Origin of the sequence: Vreelandella nigrificans (assembly GCF_002374315.1) — a bacterium.
GTDB lineage: Bacteria > Pseudomonadota > Gammaproteobacteria > Pseudomonadales > Halomonadaceae > Vreelandella > Vreelandella nigrificans.
Genome location: NZ_NWUX01000001.1, coordinates 54,806 through 68,731, shown reverse-complemented (window position 1 = coordinate 68,731; position 13,926 = coordinate 54,806). Strand labels below are relative to the sequence as shown.

Sequence of the window (13,926 nt, the reverse complement as noted above, 5' to 3'; positions counted from 1 at the left end):
GAGTCGCCATGAAAGCATTTCTCTGCACCGCGCTGTTGGCTCTAGCAGTGCCTCTCTCAGCGGCTGCCCAAACGACGCAAGCCCCTGTAGAAGTTGAAGCTGATCGTTTAGACCTTGATCAGCGCGCAGGTACAGCCGTGTATACCGGCAATGTAAATATTCGTCAGGGCAACATGCAGTTGCGTGGTGAACGCATTGAAATCCAGCGCAATGATGCCGGAGAGCTTTCACGAGCTACCGCAACAGGGGAGCGCGCCTACCTGCGCAACCAGCTAGAAGGCGAGGATATGATGGAAGGCTGGGCACGACGAATCATCTATCACGTATCTGAACGGCGGATTGAGCTCATTGACCAAGCAGAGCTCTCCCAGCGTGGCGACCGCTTCCAGGGAGGACGCTTAGAGTACTTCATTGACCGAGAGATCGTGCAAGCGCGCTCTGACGTCAGTGGAAGCGAGCCACAGCGTATTCGCATGACCCTACAGCCCGCGCAATAGGGAGCTCTTTGTGACAACCCCTCACAGCACAGCAACAAATGATGCCGCTCCACTTAAAACGCTATACGCTAACCACTTGGCCAAAAGCTACAAGCGGCGCCGGGTGGTCAAAGATATTAGCTTAGAAATTACCCAAGGTAGCGTTGTAGGATTACTCGGCCCTAATGGTGCAGGTAAAACCACCTCTTTTTATATGATCGTTGGGCTTGTTAAATCTGATGCTGGCAAAGTATCCATTGATGACCGGGACTTAACCCGCGCACCCATGCACGAGAGAGCTATTGCGGGCATTGGCTATCTGCCTCAAGAAGCCTCTATTTTTCGTAAACTTTCAGTAGCCGATAACATAATGGCAATACTGGAAACACGTAAAGAGCTTGATCGGAGTGCGCGTGAGCAGCACCTTGAGTCGCTACTTGAAGACTTTCATATTACCCATATCCGTGACAACTTAGGCATGAGCCTCTCCGGTGGAGAGCGCAGACGTGTGGAAATTGCTCGCTCACTGGCAACAGAGCCAGCGTTTATCTTGCTAGATGAGCCATTTGCAGGTGTAGACCCTATCTCGGTTGGCGATATTAAAACAATCATCCGCGCGCTCAAACAGCGCCATATCGGTGTGCTCATCACCGATCATAATGTGCGCGACACATTGGACATCTGCGATATCGCTTATATCGTTGGCGATGGACAAATCATTGCTAGCGGCGACCCACAGTCGATTCTCGATAACCAGCGGGTCCGAGAAGTTTATCTTGGGGCTGATTTCCGCTTATAAACAAGCACTCACACGCTATTTACTTCTGGTGGCATGCTTATTGCACTTGCACCCAGACATAACTCGCACTAGGGTGGAGCTTTCTGATTAACGAGTGGTTCTCAGATGGTCATGAAAGCTTCTCTTCAACTGCGTATCGGCACCCAGCTGACCATGACACCTCAGCTGCAGCAGGCGATTGCACTGCTACAGCTCTCCACACTCGACCTGCGTCAAGAAATTCAGCAAGCACTCGATGCTAACCCGATGCTGGAACAGGAAGATGAGTTCGGTGAACAGGCGGTCAGCGAGACACCGGAAGCGGAATGGTCTGAAAGCATCCCCAACGAGCTTTCTGTTGATTGCGATTGGTCAGACACCTACCAGGATATGGGCAGTTCAGCTGGCAGCAGTGAAGGTCCGGATTTTGAGCGCCAAGCAGCAGGACAGAGCCTACATGGACACCTGCTTTGGCAACTTGCAATGACCGACTTTTCCCTGCGTGAACACGCCATTGCCGAAAGCCTGATCGACGCCCTCGATGCCAATGGTTACCTTACCCAACCGCTTAACGATATCCGTGAGGGTTTAAAGGCCCAAGGCCTGGATGGCCTGAGCCAGCGTGAAGTGGAGAACACCCTTTTACGCCTGCAACAGTTTGAACCAACCGGTGTCTTCGCCCGGGATTTGCGAGAGTGTCTAATGCTCCAGCTCGCCACACTCCCTGAAGACACCCCGCTCCTGATGCCTGCAAAGCGGCTAGTGCGCCAATTTCTTGAAGCACTTGGCAAAGACGACATGCGCCTTCTAAAGCGGCGGCTAAGCCTTAATGAAGAGCAGCTCGATGATGTCATTCGCTTAATACGCAGCTTAGACCCACGCCCCGGCAGCGCTTATGGGGTTACCGACGATAGCTACATTACCCCTGACCTAGTTGTCCGACATGACAATGAAGGTTGGCACCTTGAACTCAATCCAGAGGCACTGCCGCGGCTGCGGATTCAACCTGACTATGCAAGCCTCATAAAGCGTGCGGATAAGAGCCAGGATAATCAATTTTTGAAAGAGCATCTTCAGGAAGCCCGCTGGTTGATTAAGAGCCTTTCAAGTCGCAATGACACCTTACTGCGCGTTGGCCGTGAAATTATTGCCCGTCAAATAGGCTTTCTAGAACACGGCGAAGAAGCCATGAAGCCGTTGATTTTGGCCGATATCGCCGAAGCCGTTGAAATGCATGAGTCAACTATTTCACGCGTCACCACCCAGAAGTACATTCATACACCCCGCGGTGTCTTTGAACTTAAATATTTTTTCTCCAGCCAGGTAAGCGGCCAAGATGGCGGTGACAGCCACTCAAGCACGGCTATCCGCGCCCGACTGAAAAAACTAATTCAAGAAGAACCTCCCGGCAAACCCTTGTCCGACAGCCGATTAGTCACTCTCTTGGAGGAAGGCGGGATCAACGTTGCAAGGCGCACAGTAGCCAAATACCGGGAGTCAATGGGCATTCCCTCCTCTAGTGAGCGGCGTCGTTTACGCTAGTTACAAAGGAAACACCGCCACAGGGCTTTGCAACAGCGTAAAAAGGGTTACAATCGAAGTACAGTCCCATGGATAAGGAGCACGTCAATGCAAGTAAACATCACTGGTCATCATGTAGAACTGACTGACGCCTTGCGTGACTATGTTAATGAGAAGCTAGAACGCGTTGAGCGTCACTACGACAACATTACGACAGTCCAAGTGACCTTATCTGTTGAAAAAGAGCGCCAACAAGCCGCCTGCACTCTGCATGCGGCAGGGGCTGACCTTCATGCCGAAGCACTAGATAACGATATGTATGCTGCCATTGATGCATTAGCAGACAAAATCGACCGTCAACTCGTTAAGCACAAGGAAAAAGCACAAGCTCGCGCCCAAGGCGCTGGCGTGCGTTAATTCAATGACGTTGGAAACCATACTCCCCCCGGAACGCGTGTTATACGACGTTCCCGGGGGCAGCAAAAAAAGGGTGCTGGAGTTTTTCAGCACCTTTATTGCTCAAAACACGCCCAGCCTGGATAGCCAGGAAGTTTTTAGCCGTCTGATTGGTCGCGAACGCTTGGGAAGCACAGGAATCGGCAATGGTGTTGCTATTCCTCATGCGCGCAGCCCTCACTGTAGTGCACCTATCGCAGGTTTTTTAAAGCTTGCCGAGCCGGTTGATTTTGATGCCATAGATGGCGACCCGGTAGATCTTGTGTTTGTTTTGTTGGTACCAGAAGAGGCTGACGACACTCACTTAGCACTACTTGGACAGGTTGCCACCATTATGAGTGAGGCAGAGACACGACAGCAACTGCGTAAAAGCGCTAGTCAGCGTGAATTACTAGAGCTAATAACCTCTAAGATTCGCGAAAAATCAGCACCTTAAGTTATCTGTCGCAACATATCTCACTGCAATTCTTCTTTAGCTTTTACTTATGCCTTGGCAGGCCAAGAGAAACTCTATGCAACTGGTGATCATTAGCGGCCGTTCAGGGTCCGGTAAATCTATCGCCTTACAAGCGTTAGAAGATCTTGGCTACTACGCCATCGACAACTTACCCGCCATGCTGCTTGGCTCCCTGGTGGATGAACTACGTGAGCAAGGTGGGCGCACCCACCTTGCAGTAAGCATCGATGCCCGCAATTTACCAGCGGCTCTTGAACAGCTACCCACACTGCTTGAAGAGCTCAAACAGCGTCATATCCTCTTTCAGGTAATTTACCTGACCACCGATGCGCGGATTCTGTTAGAACGCTACTCTGCTACACGGCGCCGACACCCGTTAACTCGTGATAGTGATATGACCTTAGAAGAAGCAATTGATAAAGAAGAAGAAACGCTGCTTGCGATACGTGAACTTGCCGATTTAATGATTGATACATCACGGCTTTCCGTACACGACTTGCGCCGACGCATTACCGATCAAGTTGCTCACCAACGTAGCGATCAATTGACCCTCACGCTGGAGTCATTTGGCTATAAGCGCGGCGTACCGATGGATGCCGACATTGTATTTGATGTGCGCTGCTTACCGAATCCTTACTGGGATCCAACGTTGCGTCCGTATAACGGAAGAGATGCCAATATTGTGGCTTTTCTCAGCAGCTACCCGATCGTAGACACCATGCGCAGCGACATCTACGGCTGGCTGGAGAAATGGTTACCTGCTTACCAAAACAGCCAAAGAAGCTATATGACAATCGCCATTGGCTGCACCGGCGGCCAGCACCGTTCTGTTTACATGGCTGAACAGCTGGCGCAGCAGCTTATAAAACATACCGGGGAAGTGCAGCTACGCCACCGTGAGCTAGGGCTTCAATACTCCCTCAGTGAACGACAAACACAACCACTATCCTCAACATCAGTCAAACCTGAGTAGGCATAACGCCTAAAACGTACCTACCCATCATAGACGACACCACTCGGCAAAAAGGAACCAGGGTGCCAGAAAGAACCTTAACTCTCACCAATCAGCGTGGCTTACACGCGCGTGCGGCTACAAAGTTAGTCAAATGCGGGCAACAATTTTCGGCCAACATCTATGTTCATAAGCAGCAGCAAATAGCCGACGCTGCCAATATCATGTCTCTGCTGATGCTAGCGGCGCCCTGCGGTACTGTATTAAAGGTTGTTGCAGAAGGCGATGATGCCGAACAAGCCCTAGAAGCGATTCAAAACCTGTTCGATGCACGGTTTGATGAAGAGCAATAGCTGCTAGCATTGCTCTTCTTTAACAGTGACGATTAACCTTCTGCTATGAGCTGCTTTATTACTTAGACCGGCGACAGACACCTAGACCTGCGACTAGCTCTTAACTGCCGGCCACAGTCATGGCATCGATGAGCCAACTGCCGGTATGAATGCTACCGCGGGTGTCAATGTCATCAGCAATGCCGACCAAACCCGCGAACATCGTGGTTAAATTCCCAGCAATGGTGAACTCTTCAATGGGGTATTGCACTTCACCATTTTCGACCCAGAACCCCGCAGCTCCCCTTGAGTAGTCACCTGTAACACCATTGACACCCTGCCCCATTAGTTCTGTGACCCAGATGCCAGTACCCATCTCTTTCAATAGCGCATTTCGGGAAGTCTGAGGGCTTATTAGCCGAATGTTACGCGCGCCACCAGCATTACCGGTAGTTTGCATACCTAGGCGGCGAGCGCTATAGGAAGAGAGCATATAGCTTGCGATACTGCCTTGATCGACAAAACGATTATCCCGTGTTTGCACGCCCTCACCATCAAAGGGTGAACTCGCAGTAGCTCCCACTTCCATGGGCCGCTCTTCTAAACTAAACCAGCTGGGAAACAGTGGCGTACCTAATCGGTCGCACAAAAAAGAGGCCTGACGATAAAGAGCACCACCTGCTAACGCGCTCATTAGGTGGCCGATTAATCCACTGGCGAGCGTCGGGTCAAAGAGTACCGGAAAAGTCCCTGTTGGGGGGCGCTTCGCACCTAAACGCCTTAGCGTTCGGGCAGCCGCCTCTCGTCCGACACTTCCAGGATCGCGCAGCTCGATCGGGTTTCGCGCCGACGTATAATCGTAGTCCCGCTGCATACCATTTTCATCTTGTGCGATTAGCATGCAGGAGAGTGAGTGGCTACTGCCCTTTTGGGTGCCCAGAAAACCATGGCTGTTGGCATATACACGCACACCCTCGCCACTTGACAGTGACGCCCCTTCAGATTGATGAATACCCACCACGTCACGACCAGCCTGTTCGCAGCTAAGCGCAAGCGCAATCGCCTCATCGGTGTTCAGCGGCCAGGGATAGTGCACTTGCAAGTCTGGCAAATGGGTTGCCATTAGAGCGGCGTCCGCCAAGCCAGCGGCTGGGTCTTCTCCCGTATAGCGGGCAATCGCCAGGGCTTTTTCCACCGTCGCTTTGATAGAGGCGCTACTCGCATCAGAGGAAGAAGCACTCCCTTTGCGCTGGCCTACATACAGCGTAACGGCAATTCCCTGGTCTCTAGACAGCTCGACCGTTTCCACTTCCCCCAAGCGCACGCTGATACCAATCCCCTGGTCAACGCTGGCGCCAACCTCAGCTGCATCTGCACCGAGCTGCTTAGCAAGTGCCAGCGCTTCTTCAGCGCGGGTGGTTAACAGTGCCTGCTGTGAGGTTGCGTCAAATGCCTGTGCCATATGGCCTCCTTTTCGCCAGAATTGCATTGGCGAATCAATGTTGTTGTCACAGCTGATATAATGCTGCAAACGAATCTGATCAGTGAGCTCTAGTATGCCTAAGCAACGCCCCGAACCCTTCGATATTGATGAACAGGAAGAGCGTCCAAGCAAATCTCAGCTCAAGCGAGAAATGCATGCACTACAGGCGCTTGGTGAGACCCTTATTGCCATGAAGCCTGCGGAACTGGCTCGCTTTCCTCTTTCTGATGACATGCTGCGTGCCATTGAGGAGACCTCCCGCATCCGCTCCCATGAAGGGCGCCGCCGCCACATGCAGTACGTAGGGAAACTAATTCGCAAAGAGGACCTCGTCGCCATTCAAGGGGTATTTGATGGCATTGAGCAGGAAAAAGAGCAACGTGACCATGCTTTTCATCGCCTAGAGAAGTGGCGTGACCGCTTAATTGACGAAGGCGATGATGGTGTTGACCTGTTTCTGGCGGAATACCCCAATGGCGACCGCCAAACACTGCGCCAGCTAGTGCGTAATGCACGAAAAGAGCGCGAGCAAGGAAAGCCTCCAACCAGCTCGCGCAAACTGTTTAAGCACCTGCGCGAGACATTGGCTCTCTAAGCCTCTAGATCCTCTAAGCTCCTGAACCTTCTAAGTTCAAGTCTAAGTAAGTTCAGGCTAAGACGACTGGGTGCCTCCCACGGTCAGCTCATCTAGCTTCAAAGTGGGCTGACCCACTCCTACAGGCACGCCCTGCCCCTCTTTACCACATACCCCAATACCTGTGTCCATTTCCATATCGTGACCAATCATAGACACGCGGCCCATTGCCTCTGGCCCATTGCCAATCAAGGTGGCCCCTTTGACAGGCGCAGTGATCTTGCCATCTTCGATGAGATACGCTTCACTGGCTGAAAAGACAAACTTGCCAGAAGTAATATCCACCTGCCCACCGCCAAAGCTCACTGCATAGAGACCGCGCTTAACACTTTTAATGATGTCGCTAGGCTCGTCTTGGCCGGCAAGCATGACGGTATTAGTCATTCTCGGCATAGGCAAGTGCGCAAACGATTCTCGTCGCGCGTTACCCGTGGGGGCCATATTCATTAGCCGAGCATTGAGCTTGTCTTGCATATAGCCGGTTAAAATGCCGTCTTCGATGAGCGGCGTATTTTGTCCTAGCGTTCCTTCATCATCAACGCTGAGCGAGCCACGACCATCTAACAACGTGGCATCATCCACAATGGTCACGCCTTTTGCCGCTACACGCTGGCCCATCCGCCCAGCAAAGGCAGAGCTACCCTTACGGTTAAAATCGCCTTCCAGTCCATGGCCAACAGCTTCGTGCAGCAAAATACCTGGCCAACCTGCACCCAACACTACCGGCATTTGTCCGGCAGGTGCATCCACCGCATCTAGATTTACCAGCGCCTGACGGACTGCCTCTTTGGCGTAACGTACGGCAACGCCCTCGTCCCTTAACCTTGCCATGGAGTAACGCCCACCACCGCCTGCGCTACCACGCTCACGTCGACCATTTTTAAGTGCAATAACGCTCACGTTAAAACGTACTAAAGGGCGAATATCGGCGGCTAAGGTGCCATCGCTGGCACGCACGAGCACTACCTCGTAGGTACCAGACAAAGAGACGCTCACCTGGCTAATGCATGGGTCAGCCGCGCGCGCCACGCGATCAGCCTCTTTTAGTAGAGCTACTTTATCTTCTGCGGTGAGCCCCGCTAAAGGGTCAAGGCCTGCGTAAAAGGGTGCTACAGAAATGGGCCTTACCGCTTGCCCCGTCAGTTGCTTACCGCTACGTACAATACCAGCCGCTGTACGGCCAGTATCAACCAATGCATCAGCAGTGATCTGGTTTGAGTAGGCAAAGCCGGTTTTTTCGCCTGCCAAAGAACGAACACCAACTCCACCGTCGATGTTGTAACTGGCTTCTTTTACTTCGCCATCTTCAAGTACCCAGCCCTCTTGCCAAGTACGCTGGAAGTAAAGATCGGCATAGTCAATGCCTACCCCCATGGCATAACCAAGCCCCGTGTCCAGCGCATCCAGGTCAAGACCACTTGGCGTTAACAGAATGGAAACAGCGGTATCTAAATCGCTTTTATGTGCGGTCATTGAGGGCCTTCTAAGGTAACCTGCGGCGAAGTCCAGGGACCTCGCACACGATAATGAATTGTCGTCGCTCTATCTAGTGCATCGCCAAACAGTCGGTCAGCGATGAATAAGGCGCCCCCCACGATAGGGGCGCCAACGGCAATGGCCGCGATGGGTAAACTTTGACTCACCGGCAGTGTGACGCCTAAACGCTGATCGAGCTCACGCTGCACAAGATTGACACTACCCGTAAGGGTTAGAGAAGTGGCCGGCGCTTCAATATGCAATGGTCCACGGAGCATTAACTGCCCACCCGCTACATCTGCGGTACCGTATACCTTATCAAAGGCTGTTCCTTGCCCAGTCACATCAGAAAAGTCTAAGCGTAATCGGCGCAGGATGTTGTCAAAATTAAGCAGGCCGACTAACCGTGCCGGCGTCGACTCCAGTGTCACAAAGCGGCCATCGCGGATATCAACAGCAATTTCTCCGCCTGCTCGACTCAAGTCAAACTGCCAAGGAGCACCCGGCCACGCTAGTTCAGCACTTATGTCAGTTGAGCGACTGCGCATAGCAATAGGCTGTCCAAGCCGCTCCAGTGCTGTGCCCACATCGCCCCCCAAGATCGAAATGTCGGCACGGGTTTGGCTATTGATCGCATTTCCTTCCCAAAATAGCTCACCTCGGGCAGATAGCTGTCCCAGGGTCAACCCAACGGGTGAAAGCACAAAACGCTGGTCATCGGTTTGCCAATAGGCCGTTAGCGGGCCAAACCGCCCTTCACCAATGCTAATTTCTGCAAGCCGTAGCCGCCCACTAGGTAACTCGGTCAACCATGAAGGAATAGGCACAGGCACCGAGTGCCGCGTTTCCACAGCTTCGACCCAGGAAGTAGGTGCAGGGTCATCACTACTATGCTCTTTGGAGGGCATATCCAACAGCCGGTCTACCGCCAGGGAGGTAATCATAATATCCAGGGGCCGGGGGTCACCGGGGCGGTAATCAATACGCCCTGATACTAAATCACCACTTAACAAGAGGCCTATCTGCTGTCCACCCGCGTTTTCTGAAGCAATAATGTTTCCTGAAGCGCTGAGCCCACCAAAGCACTCGCCACGGTAACGCAAACAAGAGGTGTTTACCATTAGGGAGACAGGCGTATCAACCCCATCATAGGCGCCCCCTAAAGATGATTGACGTTGCATTAGCGGCGCAAGCGCGTCTTTCCAGACCACCGGGTCTATTTCGGGTAGCTCCGCAGCTACGCTAAAACCAAGTTGGCGTGGCCAGGCCTGCGACAGCGATGCCCCTCCCAGCGCCAGTTCACCGGCTAGCTCACCACCGGCTAACGGCTGTACACGCCCATGAATAAGTTCAGCTAACTGGGTTTCCAGGCGGCCGCTCTCTAGATCTGCAGCGAAACGCCATGACCAGGGCTGCTCGGCAGTTTTAGCAAAGGGCGCAGGTAAGTGACTGACCACCCCTAACAAACGGCTTTCAAGGGTTACGCTGGGTGTTGGCTCAAGGCGCACCTTCCCCCGCCACTCAGTACTGCCTTCTAACACTTGGCGAGCCTGCTCAGCTGGAATGCCTGCCAAATCAAACAACGCTGCGGTATCAACATTCCCGCGTAAATCTATCCGATCCTCTTGGCTATTAATATCCGCCGCTATACGACCACCCAGCAACTGACCACTGGTATTACCCGACAAAGCATAGTTTTCTCCATGCTGCCGCCAAACAAGCGCACCGTTTACATTAGTTAAGGGTAGCGCCAATGGTTGATAGACGACGCTGGAGAATCGCGGACTGGCATTTATTTCTAGCTGCAAGGCATCCGGAGCGCTTAGCGGTAGCGATAAAGCAATATCACCCTCAATTCCACCTTCAGCACGCACATCATCAAGCAACGGCATGTCCATATCCGGAATAGCCTGAAGAAAAGCAATAAGCGATTCAGCATCACTATTCAAATGCCCAGAAAGTGTTAGGTTTTCGTCGACCATCACCAGCTCGCCTTCAGCCACTTCGACTCCCAGGCTCTGGGCATGATCAATCTGCGCTTCCAATACTTGCCCTTTCCAGGTTAGCCGCCCTTCTACTTGCTCCAAATGCGGCCAATCTGGCGCTATGGGGAGGTGGCCCTGGGTTACCGATAGAGCAAGTGTTGCAGACAACTGATCGGCTGATTGCTCGGCAGTAAGCGGCAAGCTAAGCTGGAGTGATCCACTGGGCACATAGCCACCAACATCATTCAGCAGCCACTCGCGTAGCTCAGGTTCAAACGCGTAGACGGGGAGCCAGTGGGATAACGGGTATTCCAAGGCATTCACATTTGCAAAGTCGATATCCAAGCCAAATTGGCCACGCTGGTTACCCGCTATTAACCCAAATCCACCACTAATCTCTGCGCCATCCCACTCCACCGTCAGGTCACGACCACTAATCATCGTATTAGGGCCATCATAGACCCACTCCACCATGCCTTGCGCATGGCGAAGCTGCATAGGGGCAATAAACAGAGCAGGAAAGTGAAGCGTACTCTCACCGACACTATTGAAGATAACGCGGCCACGCAAGTCACGCGCTTGTACCCAGGCATCTAAAGGACCGCCACCGGGCGCTTGCTCCCATGGTGAGACGACAACATTTGTGAGTGCTGCATCAACTCCCCAGCGCCCTTCTCGCTGGCCGACTCGCAGCCCCTGAACCTGACCACTGGGCGATAGGGTTTGAAGCACGCGTGTTACTGACTCCGGTAGCAGCACATAGTCGCGCCAAGCGGTTAAAGAAGCTAATTCAAAGGCGCTAGTACGCAGTTCCCACCGGTCTGGTTGGTGAGACAAATACCAGTGTTTAGGCAGTGCCGGGCCATCGCTAATGCCGTCGGGCTGCGCCCACTCCACGCTTTCAGCATTGCCGCTTAGCCATGCTTTACCACCATCATTGTCGCGCTGCCAAAGGCCACTCGCCTGAATATCCTGTAGTACCGCATACTGCAGCTCGTGGCGCAAAGTTAGCTCGGGTATATCGACTGCAAGCCGTGCCTCATCAAGGCGCCCGCTATGCCAACGTCCCCAAAGTTTAATTTCGCCCCCCGCCTGCTCAAGGTGTGGCATATAGTCTGGCCGAAACACTGCCGCTAGCGCCACCAAGTGATCAAGCTGCATATCAAGCTGAAGCGCTGCTGAAAAATCGCTGAATCCTCGCTGCCCAGGCTGCATTTCCACCTGCATATTTAGCGCAGGCAGCATACTCTCATCGCGTAGATCAGACGATTCAAGGATGTTCACTGCACCCTCAAGCCTGGTTCGTCGCTCATCACCATTAAGCAATAAGGTAGGAGCATGCATGGTCACCGTATCCTGCTTACCATTCAGCACGACACGTGTATTATCGACCCACAAGCGTTGACGTAGAACAATGCCCACCCACTTATCGATTTTTGCTAAATCCATCGTAGGTTCGGGCGCTATAAACGCTGGCAGTTCAGCTGGGCTTGGCCAACCCCAGGCAGCATCTTGCTGCTGATAAAGGTGGAAATCCAACCCTGCTACGCGGGCATCATTAAAAATAGGTGCAGCATTAAGTAGTGTCCCCCAGCTATCAAGCCGAAGATGAGCTTGCTCAAGGGATATAAGCTTTTGCCCATCGGGCGTTGAGGCATGCACACCCTCTAAGCGCAAGAATAAATCGTTGCGCTCAAGGGTGAGAGAAAGATGATCAATAGTGACCGGAACACCGATACGCGCCTCAAGAGTCGCCTCTATTTTTGGCGTTAGCGCACCGACCTGACTAATCAACAGGCGCAACAGCAATAGCAGCACAGCAAGCGTGCCACACAGCCAAGCCAATGTTACTAACGTGTACCGAACCAGCAAACGTGGCACCATCATTACATCAGCACAATGTCGTACTGTTCTTGGGAGTAGTGCTGTTCGACCTGGAAACGAATTGTTTTGTTAATAAAGGTTTCAAGATCAGCCACTGCCGCAGACTCTTCATCCAGCAAACGATCTACCACCGGCTGGGAAGCGAGTACCATGTAGGTTTCCGCACTGTAGGCCCGTTCTTCACGCAGTATCTCGCGAAAAATTTCATAGCAGACCGTTTCAGGCGTTTTCAGAGTGCCGCGCCCACTGCAGGTGGGACACGCTTCACACAGCGTCTGCTCCAGGCTTTCCCGAGTACGCTTACGGGTCAGCTGCACTAAGCCAAGCTCAGTTACCCCTGTACATTTCGTTTTGGCGTGATCCCGCTCCAGCGCCTTCTCTAACACGCGCAGCACTTGGCGCTGATGCTCTACATCAATCATATCAATAAAATCGATAATGATGATGCCGCCTAAATTTCGTAGCCGCAGCTGGCGCGCGATGGCAGTAGCCGCTTCGAGATTTGTTTTAAAAATGGTTTCTTCAAGATTACGGTGGCCAACATAGCCACCGGTATTAACATCAATCGTCGTCATGGCTTCAGTGGGATCAATCACCAAGTAGCCACCCGATTTCAGCTGAACTTTGCGCCCGAGCGCTTTTTGAATCTCATCTTCAACACTGTAGAGATCAAAGATAGGTCGCTCGCCTGGATAATATTCAATACGATTCACTGCATCAGGCATAAACTCTTCGGCGAATTCGACTAATTTGACGAAGTTTTCCCGGGAGTCGATACGCACTTTTTCAATGTCATCACGCATAACATCGCGTAACGTGCGCATAAATAGCGGCAAGTCATCATAGATAACACTAGGTGGCGCTGCGGTTATTTTACGCTCACTTACTTTGCGCCAAATACGCAGCAGGAAGTACATATCCCCCGCCAGCTCTTCATCTCCCACGCCTTCAGCAGCCGTACGAACGATGAAGCCACCGGTCACCTCGACAGTCTGCTCCTCAATACTTTTATCTAGCAAGGTCTTGAGGCGCTCCCTCTCTCGCTCATCCTCAATACGCTGAGACACTCCGTGATGAGGCGAGTCTGGCATATAGACAAGGTAGCGCGATGGAATTGAAAGATGCGTTGTAAGCCGCGCGCCCTTGGTACCAATCGGGTCTTTAGTGACTTGCACTACCAGTGCTTGACCTTCATGGAGCAACTGAGCGATAGCTTGCTGCTCATCACTGGGCGTGCCCGACGGCATCACTTCGTGGGCATGAATAAATGCTGCTCGCTCTAAGCCAATATCAACAAAGGCAGCCTGCATTCCAGGCAGTACACGAACTACTTTGCCTTTGTAGATATTGCCTACGATACCGCGCCGGCGGGAGCGCTCAATCAGCGCCTCTTGCAATACACCGTTCTCTACCAGCGCAACGCGGGTCTCCATTGGCGTTAAATTGATGAGGACTTCACCGCTCATGCAAAATTCCTTATTGGGTCACATAT

General features: G+C 52.4%; 12 protein-coding genes. 8 read left to right on the top strand and 4 right to left on the bottom strand.

The genetic code is table 11. The features are described from left to right. Nucleotides 1-8 precede the first annotated feature (8 nt). The 7 genes from lptA to CPA45_RS00270 all read left to right on the top strand — a co-directional run bounded on the left by lptA (nucleotide 9) and on the right by CPA45_RS00270 (nucleotide 4,993). The gene (gene lptA / locus CPA45_RS00300; protein WP_096649282.1) at nucleotides 9-497 is read left to right on the top strand and encodes a lipopolysaccharide transport periplasmic protein LptA; all 489 of its coding nucleotides are present in this window, start codon (nucleotides 9-11) and stop codon (nucleotides 495-497) included. 10 nt (nucleotides 498-507) lie between these two features. Then, nucleotides 508-1,275, top strand: a complete 768-nt coding sequence (gene lptB / locus CPA45_RS00295; RefSeq protein ID WP_096649279.1) for an LPS export ABC transporter ATP-binding protein — start codon at nucleotides 508-510, stop codon at nucleotides 1,273-1,275. A gap of 105 nt (nucleotides 1,276-1,380) precedes the next feature. Then, the gene (locus CPA45_RS00290) at nucleotides 1,381-2,796 is read left to right on the top strand and encodes an RNA polymerase factor sigma-54 (protein ID WP_096649276.1); all 1,416 of its coding nucleotides are present in this window, start codon (nucleotides 1,381-1,383) and stop codon (nucleotides 2,794-2,796) included. A gap of 87 nt (nucleotides 2,797-2,883) precedes the next feature. Next, on the top strand, nucleotides 2,884-3,192 hold the full coding sequence (gene hpf, locus CPA45_RS00285; protein WP_027335376.1) for a ribosome hibernation-promoting factor, HPF/YfiA family: 309 nt from the start codon (nucleotides 2,884-2,886) through the stop codon (nucleotides 3,190-3,192). A gap of 4 nt (nucleotides 3,193-3,196) precedes the next feature. Next, nucleotides 3,197-3,667, top strand: a complete 471-nt coding sequence (gene ptsN / locus CPA45_RS00280) for a PTS IIA-like nitrogen regulatory protein PtsN (RefSeq protein WP_096649273.1) — start codon at nucleotides 3,197-3,199, stop codon at nucleotides 3,665-3,667. Nucleotides 3,668-3,743: 76 nt separating this feature from the next. Beyond that, nucleotides 3,744-4,661 (top strand): RNase adapter RapZ, encoded by a 918-nt coding sequence (gene rapZ, locus CPA45_RS00275; protein WP_096649270.1) that lies wholly within the window; start codon nucleotides 3,744-3,746, stop codon nucleotides 4,659-4,661. Nucleotides 4,662-4,723: 62 nt separating this feature from the next. Then, the gene (locus tag CPA45_RS00270) at nucleotides 4,724-4,993 is read left to right on the top strand and encodes an HPr family phosphocarrier protein (RefSeq protein WP_078087179.1); all 270 of its coding nucleotides are present in this window, start codon (nucleotides 4,724-4,726) and stop codon (nucleotides 4,991-4,993) included. Between the two features lie 100 nt (nucleotides 4,994-5,093). Here CPA45_RS00270 and pmbA read toward each other — a convergent pair whose 3' ends face one another. Then, nucleotides 5,094-6,434 carry a metalloprotease PmbA gene (gene pmbA, locus CPA45_RS00265; RefSeq protein ID WP_096649267.1) on the bottom strand — a complete coding sequence of 447 codons (1,341 nt, stop codon included), beginning with the start codon at nucleotides 6,432-6,434 and terminating at the stop codon, nucleotides 5,094-5,096. Nucleotides 6,435-6,528: 94 nt separating this feature from the next. On the opposite strand from pmbA, the gene yjgA reads away from it, so the two are divergent. After that, complete coding sequence (yjgA, locus tag CPA45_RS00260; protein ID WP_096649264.1) at nucleotides 6,529-7,050, top strand: ribosome biogenesis factor YjgA; 522 nt, start codon at nucleotides 6,529-6,531, stop codon at nucleotides 7,048-7,050. 57 nt (nucleotides 7,051-7,107) lie between these two features. Here the strand turns inward: yjgA and tldD are convergent, their stop codons facing one another. The 3 genes from tldD to rng are packed head-to-tail and all read right to left on the bottom strand — an operon-like array spanning nucleotide 7,108 to nucleotide 13,900. Then, nucleotides 7,108-8,562: a metalloprotease TldD gene (gene tldD, locus CPA45_RS00255; RefSeq protein WP_096649261.1), complete on the bottom strand. Its 1,455-nt coding sequence runs from the start codon at nucleotides 8,560-8,562 to the stop codon at nucleotides 7,108-7,110. Next, complete coding sequence (locus tag CPA45_RS00250; RefSeq protein ID WP_096650193.1) at nucleotides 8,559-12,434, bottom strand: YhdP family phospholipid transporter; 3,876 nt, start codon at nucleotides 12,432-12,434, stop codon at nucleotides 8,559-8,561. Before CPA45_RS00250 ends, tldD begins: the two co-directional genes overlap by 4 nt. A 2-nt stretch (nucleotides 12,435-12,436) precedes the next feature. Next, a complete protein-coding gene (gene rng, locus CPA45_RS00245; RefSeq protein ID WP_096649258.1) occupies nucleotides 12,437-13,900 on the bottom strand; it encodes a ribonuclease G in 1,464 nt (487 codons plus the stop codon). Between the last annotated feature and the right edge of the window lie 26 nt (nucleotides 13,901-13,926).